This window comes from Methylophilus sp. DMC16, assembly GCF_056314045.1.
On record NZ_JBQUZC010000003.1, the window covers coordinates 403,830 to 421,363 of the forward strand.

General features: G+C 54.5%; 15 protein-coding genes. 12 read left to right on the top strand and 3 right to left on the bottom strand.

Going from position 1 to position 17,534, the window contains the following annotated elements; all coding sequences use genetic code 11:
* Positions 1–12 precede the first annotated feature (12 nt).
* From ACT53D_RS13445 to ACT53D_RS13495, 11 genes are all read left to right on the top strand, one after another.
* Positions 13–1,164 carry a transporter substrate-binding domain-containing protein gene (locus tag ACT53D_RS13445; protein ID WP_476145104.1) on the top strand — a complete coding sequence of 384 codons (1,152 nt, stop codon included), beginning with the start codon at positions 13–15 and terminating at the stop codon, positions 1,162–1,164.
* Positions 1,130–1,786 (top strand): ANTAR domain-containing response regulator, encoded by a 657-nt coding sequence (locus ACT53D_RS13450; RefSeq protein WP_476156659.1) that lies wholly within the window; start codon positions 1,130–1,132, stop codon positions 1,784–1,786. Before ACT53D_RS13445 ends, ACT53D_RS13450 begins: the two co-directional genes overlap by 35 nt.
* A 130-nt stretch (positions 1,787–1,916) precedes the next feature.
* Positions 1,917–2,420: a MarR family winged helix-turn-helix transcriptional regulator gene (locus ACT53D_RS13455; RefSeq protein ID WP_313987048.1), complete on the top strand. Its 504-nt coding sequence runs from the start codon at positions 1,917–1,919 to the stop codon at positions 2,418–2,420.
* A 60-nt stretch (positions 2,421–2,480) separates the two neighbouring features.
* The gene (locus ACT53D_RS13460) at positions 2,481–3,968 is read left to right on the top strand and encodes an efflux transporter outer membrane subunit (RefSeq protein ID WP_476156661.1); all 1,488 of its coding nucleotides are present in this window, start codon (positions 2,481–2,483) and stop codon (positions 3,966–3,968) included.
* Entirely contained in the window at positions 3,946–6,117 is a 2,172-nt protein-coding gene (locus tag ACT53D_RS13465; protein WP_476156663.1) for an FUSC family protein, read from the top strand. Before ACT53D_RS13460 ends, ACT53D_RS13465 begins: the two co-directional genes overlap by 23 nt.
* Positions 6,118–6,129: 12 nt before the next feature.
* A complete protein-coding gene (locus tag ACT53D_RS13470) occupies positions 6,130–6,342 on the top strand; it encodes a DUF1656 domain-containing protein (RefSeq protein WP_275356702.1) in 213 nt (70 codons plus the stop codon).
* A 10-nt stretch (positions 6,343–6,352) separates the two neighbouring features.
* A complete protein-coding gene (locus tag ACT53D_RS13475; protein ID WP_476156665.1) occupies positions 6,353–7,237 on the top strand; it encodes an efflux RND transporter periplasmic adaptor subunit in 885 nt (294 codons plus the stop codon).
* Between the two features lie 72 nt (positions 7,238–7,309).
* On the top strand, positions 7,310–8,404 hold the full coding sequence (locus ACT53D_RS13480) for a calcium:cation antiporter (protein WP_194749354.1): 1,095 nt from the start codon (positions 7,310–7,312) through the stop codon (positions 8,402–8,404).
* A gap of 65 nt (positions 8,405–8,469) precedes the next feature.
* Positions 8,470–9,411 carry a DedA family protein/thiosulfate sulfurtransferase GlpE gene (locus tag ACT53D_RS13485; RefSeq protein WP_194749355.1) on the top strand — a complete coding sequence of 314 codons (942 nt, stop codon included), beginning with the start codon at positions 8,470–8,472 and terminating at the stop codon, positions 9,409–9,411.
* Positions 9,404–12,598 carry an efflux RND transporter permease subunit gene (locus tag ACT53D_RS13490; protein WP_476156667.1) on the top strand — a complete coding sequence of 1,065 codons (3,195 nt, stop codon included), beginning with the start codon at positions 9,404–9,406 and terminating at the stop codon, positions 12,596–12,598. The genes ACT53D_RS13485 and ACT53D_RS13490 overlap by 8 nt, the downstream gene beginning before the upstream one ends.
* On the top strand, positions 12,591–13,751 hold the full coding sequence (locus ACT53D_RS13495; protein WP_476156669.1) for an efflux RND transporter periplasmic adaptor subunit: 1,161 nt from the start codon (positions 12,591–12,593) through the stop codon (positions 13,749–13,751). Before ACT53D_RS13490 ends, ACT53D_RS13495 begins: the two co-directional genes overlap by 8 nt.
* Before the next feature lie 45 nt (positions 13,752–13,796).
* Here ACT53D_RS13495 and ACT53D_RS13500 read toward each other — a convergent pair whose 3' ends face one another.
* The 3 genes from ACT53D_RS13500 to ACT53D_RS13510 all read right to left on the bottom strand — a co-directional run bounded on the left by ACT53D_RS13500 (position 13,797) and on the right by ACT53D_RS13510 (position 16,735).
* Positions 13,797–14,168 (bottom strand): YidH family protein, encoded by a 372-nt coding sequence (locus ACT53D_RS13500; RefSeq protein ID WP_194749358.1) that lies wholly within the window; start codon positions 14,166–14,168, stop codon positions 13,797–13,799.
* 43 nt (positions 14,169–14,211) lie between these two features.
* Complete coding sequence (locus tag ACT53D_RS13505; protein WP_476156671.1) at positions 14,212–16,446, bottom strand: RelA/SpoT family protein; 2,235 nt, start codon at positions 16,444–16,446, stop codon at positions 14,212–14,214.
* Between the two features lie 115 nt (positions 16,447–16,561).
* Positions 16,562–16,735 (bottom strand): DUF1328 domain-containing protein, encoded by a 174-nt coding sequence (locus ACT53D_RS13510; RefSeq protein WP_194749360.1) that lies wholly within the window; start codon positions 16,733–16,735, stop codon positions 16,562–16,564.
* Between the two features lie 252 nt (positions 16,736–16,987).
* On the opposite strand from ACT53D_RS13510, the gene ACT53D_RS13515 reads away from it, so the two are divergent.
* Entirely contained in the window at positions 16,988–17,494 is a 507-nt protein-coding gene (locus ACT53D_RS13515; protein ID WP_313987072.1) for a hypothetical protein, read from the top strand.
* The last annotated feature ends 40 nt before the right edge of the window (positions 17,495–17,534 follow it).

Below are 17,534 nucleotides of genomic sequence, written 5' to 3' on the forward strand. Positions count from 1 at the left end.
GGGTTTAAATTAATGCAAGATCATTCAATCAAAGTGGGCGTTCTGTACTCCCAAACTGGCGTCGTCTCGGCCATCGGAAACTCGCAACTACAAGGTACTCTGCTTGCGATAGATGAGGTGAATGCCGCTGGCGGTGTGAATGGCAGAATGATCGTTCCGATTTCATATGACACCCAGTCAAATCCTGATCTCGATGCTGCTTTTGCTGAAAAGTTAATCTTGGAAGATAAGGTAAAGGTGATTTTCGGAGGGTACACCTCCATCAGTCGTAGAGCTATTTTACCCGTGGTAGAAAAATGGAACAGGCTACTTTTTTATCCAACCATGTATGAGGGGTTTGAGTTCTCCAATAACGTCATTTATACAGGTGCAACGCCCAACCAGAATATCGTGCAATTAGTCGAGTATATGACCTCCAATTATGGTACAAGGGTTTACCTGGTTGGCTCTGACTATATCTTCCCCTATGAGTCGAATCGCATCATGAAAGAATTACTGACCCAGTATGAAGATGGTGAAGTCCTTGGTGAGGTATATTTGAAGTTGAATGCCAGTGAAGACGAGTTTCTGCCCATTATTGAAGATATCAAAGAAAAAAAACCTGACTTTATTTTTTCGACTGTGGTTGGAGAAACCACTGCATATTTGTATAAGCACTACGCTCAGGCTGGACTGAATCCTCAGCAAATGCCGATAGCAAGTTTGTCTACCTCAGAGGCTGAAATTGCACAAATGGGCGCTGAGGCTGCGGTAGGCCACTTTACAGCCTCACCCTATTTTCAATCTGTAGACTCTCAAGTCAATCGGGAGTGTCTAGCTAACTTTAGAAAAAAATTCGGGCATGGCGCAATCCCAAATATGAATTGGGAAGCAGCGTATTTCCAGGTTCACTTGTTTGCCAACGCGATGGCTCAATCCAACGATGATGATATTGAAGCACTCTTACCCTATCTATTGGATTCAGCGTTTAATGCCCCACAAGGCCTGATCAGTATTGATCCACTCAGTCATCATACAAATCTAAATCCTAGAATTGGACGAGCAAACGCTGATGGCCAATTTACGATTGTGCGTGAATCGTCAAATCAAGTGTATGCGGATCCCTATTTAGTGACACATACATTTGAAGATGTCCGTCTGGTTTCAGGACGATTGGGGATGTAATTTGACCAACGGCCAGCCCACTCAGGCTTTGAGACTAACTTCAGAGTTATTAAGAGATCTGCGATCTTTGAATGTGGTGGTATTTCACCCTCAGGATAAAGATGGGGAAATGCTACTTCAACAATTAGAGCGGATTGGCTGCAAGACGTCGCAATTCTGGCCGCCACGACCAGAGTTATCTGAATTAACAGATTTAATTTTTCTATCCATCAATCCTGAGTTTAATGTGGCAGAGTATGCTTGGTTTAACTCAGAGAATTGCCCACCCATTATTGCCGTTGTGGCCTACGAAAACCCAACCATCGTAAACCTGGCATTAAAAATAGGCGTAAAAGGCGTTGTCGCTTGCCCTATTCGCGAATTTGGCTTGCTTACGTCCATGGTGATTACCAGGCAGTGTTTCAAAGATATTGCCGAAGGGCGTAAGCGTATTCAGCGACTTGAAAGGAAAGTTGCGGGGGTGGCAACAGTCTATGAGGCGAAGCGAATTCTAATGGCTTCGAAAAAAATCTCAGAAGAAGAGGCTTATGCAATACTTCGTGACCAAGCCAAGAGTAAGCGAGTTGAGATAGAAGTGATTGCGGAAACAATCATTTATGCTCAATCAATTATGAATATTTGATATTGATTGATTGAGCCTGCGTTGGGTCAATTAAATTTTTTGTGATGTTGCTGAGCCTACATCAAACAACAAGGACTCTTAACAGCAGCACTTGCATTTTGTTTGATGCCATACTATACTGATCCGTACTATGTTGCTGCTCAAAGAATTACCCACCTCCAAAAGCCTGGAAAAGTTTGTGACCCGCTATCCTGGCACAGACATTACAGCGATTTCTGACTTTGTCAGTATTTTGCGCGCCGCGTCGGATATTTCGACGGCGCTGGATGCGTTACTGGCCAGGCATGGGTTGCTGCAAGGCCGCTGGTGGGTGCTGGTCTTGCTGATGCGGCAGGATGACCTGACTTCTTCGCCTTCAGACCTGGCCGACAAAGCCGGCGTGACCAAGGCCACCATGACTGGCTTCATTGACGGGCTGGAGCGTGAGGGCCTGGTGTCGCGCTTTATGGATACCAGCGACAGGCGCAAATTCCTCATCCGTTTGTCGGTGGCCGGGCAACAAAAACTCGATGAAGTCATGCCGGACTATGTGCAATGCGTCACCCAGTTTATGAACGTCCTGGCCAAGGCACAAAGAGACACCCTGATTGCGGATTTGGCGACATTGGCCAGCCGCGTCGATTTGATTAAATAAACGGCGGCATCATTTTTTTAATTATTTAGTTTGATGCCGTACTATTAATAGCCATACTTTATGTCTCTGCCTTTCACCTCAACACTGACTGTTTTGTCGCCGCGTCAGCTCTGGCAGGTTGCGCGCAGTGCGGTCTGGCTCTTGGCGCTGTTGCTCAATGGATGTCTCAGCAGTCAAGGCATTGCGCCCGTGTCGCAGCCACTGCTACAGGATCAGTTAGCGCTGGGTAAAACCATTTCGGAGGCGCCTGTCATGGCGTGGCCCACCGAGCACTGGTGGCAGGTCTATGGGGATGCACAGCTCAACCGTCTGATTGAGAAAAGTCTGCATGACCATCCTGACCTCAAAAAAGCGACGGCACGAATAGCCGTAACCACCGCCATGGCCGAGCAGGCCCATGCCGCCACCTTGCCCAACCTTGGCGGTAAAGTCAGCTCTTCACGCGAGCGGTTTACCGAGTTGAGCTTTATCCCCAAGCCGTGGGCAGGTCGCTTTAACTGGAACAACCAGGCGACCGTAGACATGACCTACAACCTGGACCTGTGGAAACAGCAGAAATCGGCGTGGCTGGCGGCACTGGATGAAACGCGGGTGGCGGACGCCGAAATGCAGCAGGTCAAGATTGAGCTCACGGCGGCGATAGTCAAAAGTGAGATCCAGCTTGCGGCCGAATATCAATGGCGCGACCTGGCACAAGACGAGCTGGACGATTTGCGTCACGAGATTGCTATTGCCCAAAAGGCCCTGGCGGCCGGACTCAATACCCAACTCGCCCTGAGTCGTCTGGAGGCGAGGCTACCAGCGGCGCAGAACAAACTGGTATTGATAGACTTGCACCTGACCTTGCTCAAAAACCAGATGGCGGCACTGAGCGGCGAGGGGCCTGGCGCGGGCGAAAGCATTACCCGCCCGACCTTGCATTTGTCCGCCAGCGTTGGCCTGCCTGACCACTTGCCCGCTAACCTGGTTGGCCGTCGCCCGGATATGGTAGCGGCCAGATGGCGGGTGGAGGCGGCACAGAAGCATATACAAAGTGCCAAAGCCGCGTTTTACCCGAATATCAATTTGCTGGGCTATGTCGGCTTTCAGGGACTTGCGTTTGCGAGTCTGTTTTCCAGTGCCGGTCTGGTGGGTAACCTCGGCCCAGCCATGACATTGCCGCTGTTTGATGGCGGCCGTCGACGCGCCAATCTGTCCGCCGAAACGGCCTTATATGACATGGCAGTGGAGGACTACAACGCCACGCTGCTGAAGGCACTTGAGCGCATCTCCAGCCAGTTGTCGGTCATGCAAACGGTAGAGGCTGAAATGACAAATACCCGGCAAGCCCTGGACAAGAGCGAGCAGACCCATCGGCTGGCGCTGAAAAACTACCGCGCCGGACTCAGTAACCGGGTCGAGAGCCTGCAAACCAATCTGCTGGTCTTGCAGCAAAAAAACGTGCTGGTCGAACAGGAGGCCGCGCGCCTGGAGGCGTATGCGGCACTGATGCTGGCCTTGGGTGGCGGCGTGATGGAGGAGGCGCATGCAACGCAGGCACGCCCTTAGGCAAGGTTGGCACGCGCTGGCGGCTGGCATTGCAATACTTGGCCACGGGGGGCGGTGGCTGGCCATCTGTGCGCAACAGGCCGGACTAGACTGGTACCGGCAGGATTTCCCGCTCATCGGATATTTGTTCAAGTATTTGCTCGCCTCTTGGCTGGCCTTATGGCTGGCTTTGAAAATGGAAATGGACCAGCCGGCGACGGCGCTGTTGACGGTGGTGATCGTCATGCATTTTCGCTCGGGCATGGTAATCACCAAGAGTTACTACCGGTTGATCGGCACGGGCATTGGTATCCTGTTTTCATTGCTACTGGTAGCCAGTTTTGCGCAGGACCGGTTCCCGTTTTTTATCGCGGCTGCGCTTTGGATAGGCTTGTGCACGGCGGGATCGCTGGTTTACCGCAACTTTCAATCTTATGGCTTTGTGCTGGCCGGTTACACACTGTGTATTGTCGGCTTGCCAGCCACGCTGACGCCCTGGCACACCTTTCAAATTGCTTCAACGCGCATGTCAGAAATCGGGGTGGGCTTGCTTAGTGCCAGCCTGGTGAGCGAGCTGGTGCTGCCGCAGCGCCTGTGGGAAACCATTCAGGCCGTGGTGCGTGGCAAGTTCCGTGATTTCAGTCTGTTGCTTGGGCAGGGCGAAGCTGCTGGCCTGAATCAGCCCGTGCTCAAGTTTATGCAAGACCTGTATCAACTGGAGTCTTTCCGGGCTTCGGCGCAATTTGAAACCGATGATGCGCGCGTGCATAGCACCACGATTAACCAGCTTAATCTGCAGTTTATGGCGGTTTCAACCACCTACATCGTCTTTCAGCGCCTGCAACAGCGGCTGCAGCGCAGTGGATGCAAGCATGAAGCCGAGGCTTTGCAGGAGTTGATGCAACCCCTGGCGACGGCGGTGTTGAGTAAAGGACAACCCGCCATAAGTGCGCCAGAGCTGACGCAATTGCAACAGGCCGTTGCTGCGTATCAGCAAGCGTTTGCTACCGCGTTTCAGCGGCAGAGGCAGGCCTTGTCGATTCTGCCTGAGGGACAGCTGCTGACATTCGAGAGTGGGGCAGCGTTGTTGCAACGTCTGGCCGCCGAATTGGCCGCTTATCTGGACACCTATGTGTTGCTGGTGGCCAATCCGCGCAAGCGGCAAGTGGCCAGCCGCGAGTTTGCAGCCGCGCAGTTGCAAATGCATATTGACTGGTTGCCGGTGGCAATTGCCGCGACACGTGGCGCACTCACCTTGCTGGTGCTGGCCGTGCTCTGGATGACCATAGACTGGCCTTCCGGCATCCTGGCCATGACCCTGGGGGTGATTACCAGCACCTTGTTTGCGGGCAGCCCGACGCCGATGGCTACCTTGCGCCAGTTTACGCTTGGCGTGGTACTGGGCATTGTGCTGGTTTACCTGAGCAATGTGTTCTGGCTGACGGCGGCACACGACTACGTCATGTTGTGCATCGTGATTGCCCCGGCCATTTTGCTGACGGCCTGGCTCAGTGCCCGGCCTGCCACCGCACTTGTCGGGGCTGGGCTGGGCATTGCCTACTTTTTAATGGTTGGCTTTAACCAGGCGCTGGGTGATCTGCCGGTCAGATATTTCAATGATTCGATTGCACTCATGATTGCGCTGGCGGTGTCCGCCATCCTGTTCAGCCTGACTGACTATGCCGCCAGCCCCTGGGCCAGGCGCCGCTTGCTGGCGCAATTGCGCGGGCTAGTGGTGGAGGCTTGCCTGAATACCACCATGACCGCGGCGGCGTTTGAAATGCGGGCACGCGACCTGATCCAGCGCTCGGGCGACCTGCATAGACCACAAGCGGCAGACAGCGTCCACGTCGCAGAGGCATTGTGTGCGGCGCTGGAGATGGGCCATGCCGTACTGGCCTTGCGCACGGCGGCGGTGGCGTTGCCTGCGCAGCCGCAGCGATTAGTGCAACATACACTGTTGCTGGTCGCACACGACTACAAACAGCCCAGCCGCAAACATCAGCAACAGGTCTTGCAATGGCTGGATCACTTTTTGGTCTGGTTGCAAGGCGGTGAATATGCGCAGAGCTTGTCGCCGACGCAAGTGCAAAAGCTGGTAACGCAGTTACATTTTGTCCGGCTGGTGATCGACACCGAAATGCCTGCGCTCAGCCCTAGGTCCTTATGAAGGAGACGACACATGTGGCATGCATGGATTCCGCGTGAACTGACATTTCTGGATGCACATGTGCCGACGCTGTTCGTCGCCTTTTTGCTCGCCGCCGTGGTGGTCTGGCAGTTGGATCAATGGCTGGCGGCATGGGCGATTTACGAGCGACTCTGGTATCCGGCGCTGTTTCGGGTGGCGCTGTTTTTTGGCTTGTTTTCGCTATTTGGCTTAATGGTGTATTGAAGGGAGACACATGCAAACGCAACGTATCTGGATGAAGGTCACCACAGGTGTACTGCGCGCAGGGATCACGCTAGCCATTGCCGTGGCGGCTGGCTGGTTGGCTTACACGTTGTGGGTGCGCTATACCGACTACCCATGGACACGGGATGGCCGTGTGCGTGCCGATGTGGTGAATATTGCCCCGGATGTGGCAGGGCTGGTGACGGCGGTGCCAGTGCACGATAACCAGTATGTGCATCAAGGCGACGTGCTGTTTCGCATAGACCCCCTGCATTATGCACATGCCCTGGCCGAAGCCAAGGCCGTGGCCCAGCAGCGCAAATCGCTATGGGAGATGAAGCAGCAACAAGCCTTACGCCGGGCCCATCTGGATGATGAAGTCATTTCTCGCGAGAACCGTGAAGATACCGATTTGGGGGCGCTGGCGGCGAAAGCCGATTTTGAGGCGGCCGTCGCACAGGTTGAAAAAATAAAGCTCGACCTGGAACGTACCGTGGTGCGCTCCCCCGTGGATGGCTGGGTGTCGAACTTGCTGGTTCGGCCCGGCGATTTTGCCCAGGTCGGGGCGGCCAAGCTGGCAGTCATCGACCAGCACTCGTTCTGGGTCTATGGATATTTTGAGGAACACAAACTGAGCATGATCAAGCCGGGTGACGCAGCCGACGTGCAGTTGCTGGGCAGCCACACCACGCTCAAGGGGCACGTGGAAAGCATTGCCCACGGCATTACCGACCGCGACAACCCTACCGACGTGCGCCTGCTGGCCAATGTCAACCCGACCTTTAACTGGGTGCGGCTGGCACAACGCATCCCGGTGCGTATCCGGCTGGATCAGATTCCGGCAGGCCTGACGCTGGTTGCCGGCATGACGTGTTCGGTGGTCATCAACCCCTAGTGCATTGCGCAACATGCAACAGAAGGGCGCGGCTCTGTTAAGATGAGAACTCATTGATGACAATCTAAGCGCATGCTTAAAGAAAAACCGCCCCAGGGACTGTGGTCCCTGCTCATTTCCATCCTCGCTTATCTGGCGCTGGCGCAAGCCGACAAAGTCATCACGCTCGGGCAGCCTGAGTCGCTCATCATTGCGGTCCTGTTTGTCTTGCTGATTATCAACCTGGCTTTTCAGTTATCGTTTCAGGTGGAATATGTCGCCGAACGGCTCAAAGAGCCTTATGGCACCATGATCCTTACCATCAGCGCGGTCATCATCGAAGTGGTGATTATTGTCATGATGCTCAGCCATACCTCCTCGACCACCTTGGCCAGAGATGCGATTTACTCCGCGGTGATGCTGGATATCAACGGCATTCTCGGCTTGTGTGCCATTGTCGGCGGCATCAAGTACGGCGAGGTCGAGTACAACGTCAACTCGGGCAATACCTATATCGTCATGATCATGACCGCGCTGGGCATCTCGATGGCCTTGCCCGCTTTTTTGCCGCCTGAGCACTGGCGCGTGTATTCCATGTTCACCATCGTTACCATGAGTGTGTTTTATGCCCTGTTTCTCAAGATGCAAACCGGGCGGCACCGCAATTACTTCAGCTACCGTGATCAGCACCAGGCCATGCTGGAACAGGGCCAGCCTGTGCCGGTGATCAGTACCAATGTCAAATTTTCTATTCTTTACATCCTGGCCGGCATCGTTACCATCGGCTTTCTGTCTGAAGAAATGAGCCTGCATATGGATGCGGGCCTGACTGGCAGCGGCGTACCGCCGATTGTGGCGGCGATTGTGGTTGCGATTATTGCGGCCAGCCCGGAAGTGCTCACCGCCTTAAAGGCCGCCGTTAATGACCGCATGCAAACCGTGGTCAATATTGCGCTCGGGGCCACCTTGTCTACCGTGATTTTGACGGTGCCGGTGATTGAAGCGATTGCGCTGATTGAAGACAGGCAGCTCATTGTCGGCTTGTCGCCCACGCAGATGGTGATGACGTTTTTGACTTTGATTGTGGCCACCATTAATCTGCATGATGGTGAAACCAATGCGATTGAAGGCATGACGCATTTTGTCTTGTTTATGGCGTTTGCCATGCTGGCATCCCTAGGCATGTGATGATTGACTTGTGATGATGAGCATGTGATGGTCTGTGTGTGATTTCCCGTTAAAAAAGAACTGTTATGAATGTCGTGCTTGAGCTGATTCAGCAATATGGCTTGCTGATTGTGTTTGCCAGTGTATTTCTGGAGCAGATGGGCTTGCCTTTACCGGCCTATCCTACCTTGCTGCTGGCCGGGGTCTTGATCGGCAATGGCCAGTATTCCTGGGCGGCCATGTTGCTGGTGGCGCTGGTGGCAGCCTTGCTGGCAGACTCCATCTGGTACCGCGCCGGGCGCAAATATGGCAAGCGCGTCATGGGCAAGTTATGCAAAATCTCCTTGTCGCCAGACACCTGTGTGCGACAAACTGAGGCGCTCTACCTGAAATTCGGCCCGCCCGCGTTGCTGGTCTGCAAATTTATCCCGGGCTTTGCCTCAATTTCGAGTGCGCTGGCCGGATCATCCGGCACGCCTTATTGGCTGTTTGCGCTCATGGATGGCCTGGGCGCGCTGCTATGGTCGGGCTCCGCATTGTGGTTGGGCAATCTGTTCAGTTCTGCCATTGACGAGCTGATGCTGACGCTGGTCGAAATGGGTAAATGGGGCACCGGGCTGGTTTTACTGCTGTTGACCGCGTTTATTGCGGTCAAATGGTGGGACCGGCAACGCTTTCTCAAAAGCCTGCGCATGGCGCGGATCAGTGTCGAAGAGTTGCATACACTGATCGCCAGTGATGCGGCGCCGGTGATTCTGGATACGCGTGCCCCGCACTTGATAGAAGACGGCTGGATTCCGGGGGCACAGTTTGTCACGCTGGAAGACGTGGACCAATTGACGCTGGATATTGATGAAGATGCGCCCGTCATTTTGTACTGCTCCTGCCCGAATGAGGTCACCGCAGCCAAAGTGGCAAAAAAACTGATTCGTCGTGGCTATCGCAATATCCGGCCGTTAAGCGGCGGCATTGATGCCTGGCGGGATGCCGGTTTTGCCATCACCGCAGCAAAGGACGCGCATGTTTAATGTGGTAGGGATTGCCCTCAAACGGCCCTACACCTTTGTGGTGATGGCGCTGCTGATTCTGATTTTTGGTACTTTGTCTGCCCTGCGCAGCCCGGTGGATATTTTTCCGGATATCCGTATCCCGGTGGTAGCGGTGGCCTGGCAATACAATGGCTTGCCGCCAGATGACATGGCGGGCCGCATCAGTACGCTATATCAGCGCAGCCTGACCACCACCGTCAACGATATCGAGCATATCGAGGCCAATTCATACAATGGGTTTGCCATCGTCAAAATCTTTTTCCATATGGGCGTCAATATCGCCACCGCCAATGCGCAGGTGGCGGCGATTTCGCAAACAGTGACGCGGCAGATGCCCGCCGGCACCACGCCGCCGTTGATTCTTAACTATAACGCCTCCACGGTGCCCATCTTGCAGATTGCCTTGTCTGGTAAAGGGCTGACCGAGCAGAACCTGGCTGACCTGGGCCTGAATGCCGTGCGTATCCGGTTGGTCACGGTGCCCGGTGCGGGCGTGCCATTTCCCTATGGCGGCAAAAGCCGGCAGATCCAGATTGACCTGAATCCGGCCGCGTTGCAGGCCCGTGGCTTGTCGGCACAGGATATTGCCAATGCGCTGGCTGCGCACAATATGATCGTACCGGTGGGGACGCAAAAAATTGGCAGCATTGAATACACGCTGAACCTGAATAATGCCGTCACTCAAATTGAAGAGCTGTCCAATATCCCGGTCAAGGTGGTTAATGGCGCCACCGTCTATATGCGAGATATCGGTCAGGTACGTGATGGCAACCCGCCACAAACCAATATCGTGCATGTGGATGGCAACCGTTCGGTGCTGATGACCATCCTCAAAAACGGCGCCATCTCGACGCTGGATATTGTCGATGGTATCAAGGCCAAACTGGAAGAAATCAAGCCGGCCCTGCCTGAGACGCTGGTGGCAACCCCGATCAACGATCAGTCGCTGTTTGTGCGCGCGGCGATTGAAGGCGTGGTTTTTGAAGGCGTGCTGGCGGCGGTGCTCACCAGCCTCATGATCCTGCTGTTTTTGGGCAGCTGGCGCTCGTCACTGATCATTGCCACCTCCATTCCCTTGTCTATTCTGGGGGCGGTGATGGGGCTGTCGGCGATAGGCGAGACGCTCAATATCATGACCCTGGGTGGCCTCGCCTTGGCAGTAGGTTTGCTGGTCGATGAGGCCACCGTGACTATTGAAAATATTAACTGGCACCTGGAGCAAGGCAAGCCGGTCGAGCAGTCCATTCTCGATGGTGCCGCACAGATTGTGACGCCTGCGTTTGTGTCGCTGCTGTGTATTTGTATCGTGTTTGTGCCCATGTTTTTTCTTGAGGGCGTGTCGCGCTTTTTATTCGTGCCCATGGCCGAAGCCGTCATGTTTGCCATGGTCAGCTCGTTTATTTTGTCACGGACCCTGGTCCCGACCATGGCCAATTACTTGCTCAAACCACATGTCGCAGGTGAACACCGCCCAGCCAGCCGCAATCCGCTGGTCAGGTTCCAGCAACACTTTGAAACCCGCTTCGAGCAGCTCCGGCAGGGCTATCATGGCTTGCTGAGCCTGGCGATTGCCCACCGCCGACTGTTTATGATCGGCTTTATGTTGCTGGTCATGCTGTCATTTTTATTGCTGCCCATGCTGGGACGTAACTTTTTTCCGGCGGTGGATAGTGGCCAAATCCTCATGCATGCCCGCGTACCGGTCGGCACCCGTATTGAAGACACCGCCAACCGTTTTGCCCGCATCCAGGCAGCCATCAAACAGGTGATCCCGCCGGAGGAAATCCTCACCATCGTCGACAACATCGGCATGCCGATCAGCAGTATCAACATGGCCTATAACAATACCGGCCTCACTGGTGCACATGATGGTGATATCCAGATTGCGCTCAAACCCGAGCATGCGCCGACGGCAGATTACATCCGTACCCTGCGCGAAGTGCTGCCCAGGCAGTTTCCGGATACGACCTTTTCATTCCCGCCAGCGGATATTGTCAGTCAGATCCTCAATTTTGGCTCACCGGCCCCGATTGACATCCAGATTCGCGGCGGCAAGCTGGCCGAAGATTTTGTCTATGCCAACCAGTTGCTGGCGCGCATCCGCGCAGTGCCGGGTGTGGTCGATGCGCGTATCCAGCAGTCGCGTCGGCGTCCCGGTTTTGAAATTACCGTCGATAAAACCCGTGCGCAGGAGTTGGGCATCAGTACGCGCGACGTGACCAATAGCCTGGTGGTGAACCTGGCGGGCAGTTCGCAAGTCTCCCCGACTTATTGGTTGAACCCAGCTAATGGCGTGACTTACCCGATTGTGCTGCAAACCCCGCAATACCAGCTCGATAGCCTCAACACGCTGGCCAACCTGCCGATAGGCGGTGCAGATGCGCCGCTGCAGACATTGGGTGGGTTGGCAACATTTAAACGCAGTGTCGGCAATGCCGTCATCAGCCAATATGATATCCAGCCCATGGTGCAGATTCATGCCAGCACGCAGGACCGCGACTTGGGGGCGGTGGCCGCCGATATCCGCAAGATTCTGGAGGACACGCAAGCGCAAGTACCTAAAGCCGCCAGCGTGGTGATGCTGGGCCAGGTGCAGACCATGCAAAGCGCATTTACCGGCCTGTTCTTTGGACTGCTGGGCGCCATTGTGCTGATTTACCTGCTGATTGTGGTCAACCTGCAATCCTGGAGTGACCCGTTTGTGATTATTTCAGCTTTACCAGCGGCGCTGGCCGGTATCGTCTGGATGCTGTTTGTGACCTTCACGCCTTTGTCGGTGCCCGCCCTGACCGGCGCCATCATGTGTATGGGGGTGGCGACGGCCAATAGTGTGCTGGTGATCAGCTTTGCCCGCGAACGGCTGGCTGTGTTGCAAGATGCGACTGCTGCGGCGCTGGAGGCGGGCTTCGTCCGCTTTAGGCCAGTACTCATGACCGCGCTGGCCATGGTCATCGGCATGACCCCCATGGCTTTGGGCCTGGGCGAGGGCGGCGAGCAGAATGCGCCGTTGGGCCGGGCTGTGATCGGTGGCCTGCTGTTTGCCACCGTCGCCACCCTGCTGTTTGTACCCGTTGTCTTTAGTGCGATTCATCAAAAACGACAGGCTTCCCCTGAGGCAAGTGTTTCAGGGCCAGTCAGTGATTCAGGAGACCCTATCCATGAGTAATCCACCCACGGCCAGCCGGGGCCTAAAGCTGGCGGGTCTGATCTTGGCCCTGATCGCTAGTGGCATTGTGATTGCGGGCATCAGCAGCCGTCACAGCCATGACGCCAGCGTCAAGGCCTGGACCGACCAGCAGGCGATTCCGACGGTCAGTATCCACCCGCCTGCACAGTCTGACCAAGGGGGCAGCCTGATCTTGCCAGGGCGATTTGAGGCCTACGCACGAGCACCGATTTATGCGCGCGTCAGTGGCTATCTCAAATCCTGGAAAGCCGATATTGGCACGCGGGTGAAAAGTGGGCAATTGCTGGCCGAGATCGAGACGCCGGATCTGGATCAGGAATTGTTGCAAGCCAAAGCCGATCTCGCCAGTGCGCAAGCCAATGTGGCACTGGCAGAAACCACGGCCAAGCGCTGGCAGGAAATGCTAAAAACGCAGTCGATTGCCCGTCAGGCGGTGGATGAGAAAGTGGGAGACTTGCAAAGCAAGCAGGCGATCGTGAAGGCGGCCGAAGCCAATGTCAACCGTTTGCTCGCCCTCAAAAGTTTTGCCCGTATCGTGGCGCCGTTTGACGGCTCAGTGACAGCGCGCAATACCGACACTGGCGCGCTGATTAATGCGGGCAGTAGTAGTGCGACGGTGTTGCCGCTCTTTGAAGTGTCGAACACGCGCAAGTTGCGCCTCTATATCAATGTGCCACAAAATTATGTCGGTCAGATCCGGACCGGTGACAAAGCCAGGTTTACCGTGCCGGAAGCCGCGGGTGAAGCGTTCGAGGCCACGATACAATCAACTTCAGGTGCCATCAATGCGTCCTCTGGTACAACGCTGGTACAGTTACTGGTGGATAATGCAGCGGGCCGTTTTTTGCCCGGGGGCTTTGCCAATGTCAATCTGCTATTCAATGATGCCGTCGCGCGGCTGAGCATTCCTGCCAGTGCACTGATTTTTGACCAGAATGGCCTCAAGGCGGCTACCGTTGGTAAAGATCGCAAGGTGACTTTAAAAACGATTACCATTGCGCGTGACCTGGGTAAGCAACTAGAAGTGCAGTCCGGCCTGACGAGCACGGATATGGTGGTAGAAAATCCGCCAGATGGTCTCAACGATGGGGATCAGGTCAATATTGCCATGAGGGCCGCAGCAGAAAAATGATGATTGCGTAAATCTGCCAATCCAGTTTATCTGAGCCTGGAAAGGCTAGCGAGTAAACACTAACCAGCCGCTTAATGCCGCAGCAGAGACCGCCAGGAACAAGTTGACTGCCGGTGGCAGCCAGTAAACGTGACCACGTGGTTTTTCCTGTGTGCTGAGTGATTGGTAAAACAGCAGAAACTGGATGGCAGACAAGATTGCCGTACAGGCCCCCAGCAGAATAAATCCAACCCCGAGATAGAGCGATAACATGCTTTGGGAGGGCGACACTGGCTGACCCTGTGCCATGAGCTGCATAAACAAGCCAAAACGCTCAATCACAAACCCCAGCCCCATCAGGGCAATGGCTGAACGTTGCCAGGCCAGCAATGTCCGTTCCGCCGCAAAATAAACCCGTGGGTCATCAAGGTAAGACATGTGCTGGATTCTCCCGTTTCATGATGTCACCATTCACCGTGGCTTAGGTCTGTCGCTGGGCCATGATTACGCCTGGCACTTGCTTTAGCCTTGCCAGCAAGTGCTCTAGCTGGTCGAGGTCAACCAGCTCCACCGTAAAGTGCATGAGCGCCACATGGTTGCGGCTGAGCGTGTTCGCTTTTGTGGTATTGATTTTTTCACGTGCAAACAGCTCGCTGATGTCACGCAACAATCCCTGACGGTCATTCGCTTCCAGCACAATATCCACTTCGTACACGCCAGATTGTTTATTGCCCCATTGCGCATTGAGCAGACGGTTGTGGCGTGCCTGGTCCAGCCGCGTAATAAACGAGCACGCCTGGCGGTGGATGGTCACACTGTGGTTGCGCGTCAGATAAGCGACTATCGGTTCTGGTGACACCGGCTTGCAGCATTTGGCCATGGTGGTTTGCACATTGCCTATGCCTTCAATCATAATGCCCGCATGGTTCACCTGAGAGGCGCTGGGGCGCTTGATGATGGCTGGCGCATTGCCTTGCGCAACCGGTGTCAATTCCCCCTGAATGGTGATGGCAATTTGGTGTTCGCTGATATCGCCGCGGCCAATCGCAGCCAGGCAATCTTCCAGTTTCTGGAACTGCAGCTTTTGTGCGACTTTTTCAAGCGGCAGGCTACTGGCACCGGCACGGTGTAACTCTTTGTCCAATTTAGCCCGGCCCTGGGCGACGTTTTCTTCAAAATGCTGGTATTTAAACCAGTGGCGCACCTTGGCGCGTGCACTGGCGCTTTGCAAAAAGCCGAGCGCAGGGTTCAGCCAGTCTCGGCTGGGGGCGCCATGTTTGGCGGTCAGGATTTCCACCCGCTGGCCGTTTTCCAGCTTGGTATGCAAGGGGACGATCTGGCCGTCGATTTTCGCGCCGCGGGTGCGATGACCCAGGTCTGTGTGTAACGCGTAAGCAAAGTCTATGGGGGTGGCGCCTTTGGGCAAGTCCATGACTTTGCCTTGTGGTGTCAACACGTATACTTTGTCCTGCAATAATGCATTGTTGAATTGCTCCAGCAAATCACCGTGATCAGCGACCTCATCCTTCCAGGACAGGATCTGGCGCAACCAGGCAATTTTTTCGTCGAATTTCGCGTCGGATTTTCCACCTTCCTTATAGCGCCAATGTGCGGCAACGCCCAGCTCGGAATGCTGGTGCATTTCAAATGTGCGGATCTGCACCTCCACTGCAAGGCCACGAGGGCCGCTGACAGCGGTGTGCAGTGACCGGTAGTTGTTGCTTTTGGGGCGGGCAATATAGTCATCAAACTCACCGGGAATCGGTTGCCACAAGTGATGCACCAGGCCAAGTGCGGTATAGCAGTCTTTCACATCTTGCACCATGATGCGTACCGCACGCACATCATAGAGCTGGTTAAATTGCAGATGCTTGCTACGCATTTTTTTCACGATGCTGTAGATGTGTTTTGGCCGCCCGCTCACTTCCCCCTGGATGCCCGCTTGGGTCAGTTCATGCTGCAGCTGCCGCACGACCTCTGCAATATACTGTTCACGATCCACGCGCCGTTCGTCCAGCATTTTCGCGACTTCTTTATACAGCTGCGGTTCGAGGTAGCGTAAGGATAAGTCTTCGAGTTCCCATTTGAGTTGCCACACGCCCAGGCGGTTGGCCAGCGGGGCAAAGATACTCTGGTTCTCGCGGGCAATCTGCACTTGTTGCTCAGGGCTGGCGCCAGACAAATGCCGTAATAATTGGGTACGCTCTGCCAGCTTGATCAACACGACCCGGATATCTTGCACCATCGCCAATAGCATTTTGCGCAGCGCTTCCAACTGTTGCGCGCGGTCATTCTGTTTGTGGTCCGCTTTGGCGTCCGCATGGTGCAAGCCATCCATTTCACTCAAGGCATGGATCTGTGACATGCGCGAAATACCCTCTATCAGACTGACAACGCACGGATTGAAGCGGGTAGATAAGTGGACGGACCAGTCATCAAGAAAGTCTGGCGCGGCATATAGAATGCAGGCAGTCAGGCTGTCTGCATCCATGTTGATATCCGAGAGGGTAGAGGCCGTTTCTAAGGCATGTTGCAATAGGGGATAACGGTTGATGGCATGGTGTTGCGCATACAGAGACGCTGCCAGCTCAGCCGCCTGCCGTATTTGTGTCAATTCATCAGCCGTAAACCGTTGCGCTAAGGAATCCATCCACAAACTGAGTGCCTGTGGATCAAGTACAGTGGGCGTGTGAGTAGAGCGGTGACCAGAAACCATGCCCTATTATCGCCGCTATCCCGAGGCAGCGTAAAGATAAAACACGTCCTGACGCATGGATCAGGACGCGTCCCCGCTGCAGAAGGTGGTGTCCGCTGCCAGGGTTGAATGGTCATTAAGCGATCATACTGATGCCAAGCACCGTTGCCAGCGCAATGCCGATGGCCAGCAGCAGGAAAATAAAGAAAAATACCTTGGAGATGGTGGCCGCGCCCGACTCAACGCCTCTAAACCCCAAGAGCCCGGCGATAAATGAAATGACCAGAAACAAGAGTGCGTAATAAAGCATGTTCGACCTTTCCCAATTGGTTAAATACATGCTCATGATAAAAAAAGCCTGGCATGCGCACTATCAGCCTCTGTCGTGACTGCCAGTCAGAAAAGGCTGACGCAGCGCGCAGTCTGATCATGCGTGATTGACAAGTATAAAAGTGCTTGGCGAGCGTCAAAATGCGCGTATATTATTTCAAATCAAGGATAGGCAAGTCCGCCAGTGTGAATGGCGGAGTGCAAATGAGTTAACCTGCAGGAGGGCGCAGTCATGGGCGGGATCAAACAGTGTCGAGCAGCCTGGCTGGTCACAGGAAGTTGCCTGTTAAGTCTTTGGTGGCCAGTTTCTTTTGCGCTGGCTTCCAGCGATAGTGCCAAAGTGATCAGTGCCATGACAGTGGCTGAGGATAAGCACGGTAGCAAATCCACAAGCAAGCCTGCCGTCATTGCGCTGGTCAATCTGGATGAGGTGTCGCCTGACTGCCAGCAGCAAGTCACCATGGCCAGAATCAAAACCGTGGCTTATAGTGAAAGTGGCATGACGCCTGAGAAAATCAAGTTTGACTGGCAAGGCAATGCGCTGGATGTGGCCACCAATGTCGGTGAAAACCCGGTATTGACGCTAGAAGAGATTCAGGCCGCCCACCAGTTTATCCGCGTCGGCAAGCAGTACCTGATTCATTTTCAGCTGTGTTCTGATGGTCAGCAACGCAGTCTGATTAATTTATATGCCACGCTGAATCCGCCGAGTCGGCCAGCACGTAAAATCAAATCGTAAGATCGTTCTCCCTATCAAGATGAAGCATGATGCCAGGGTG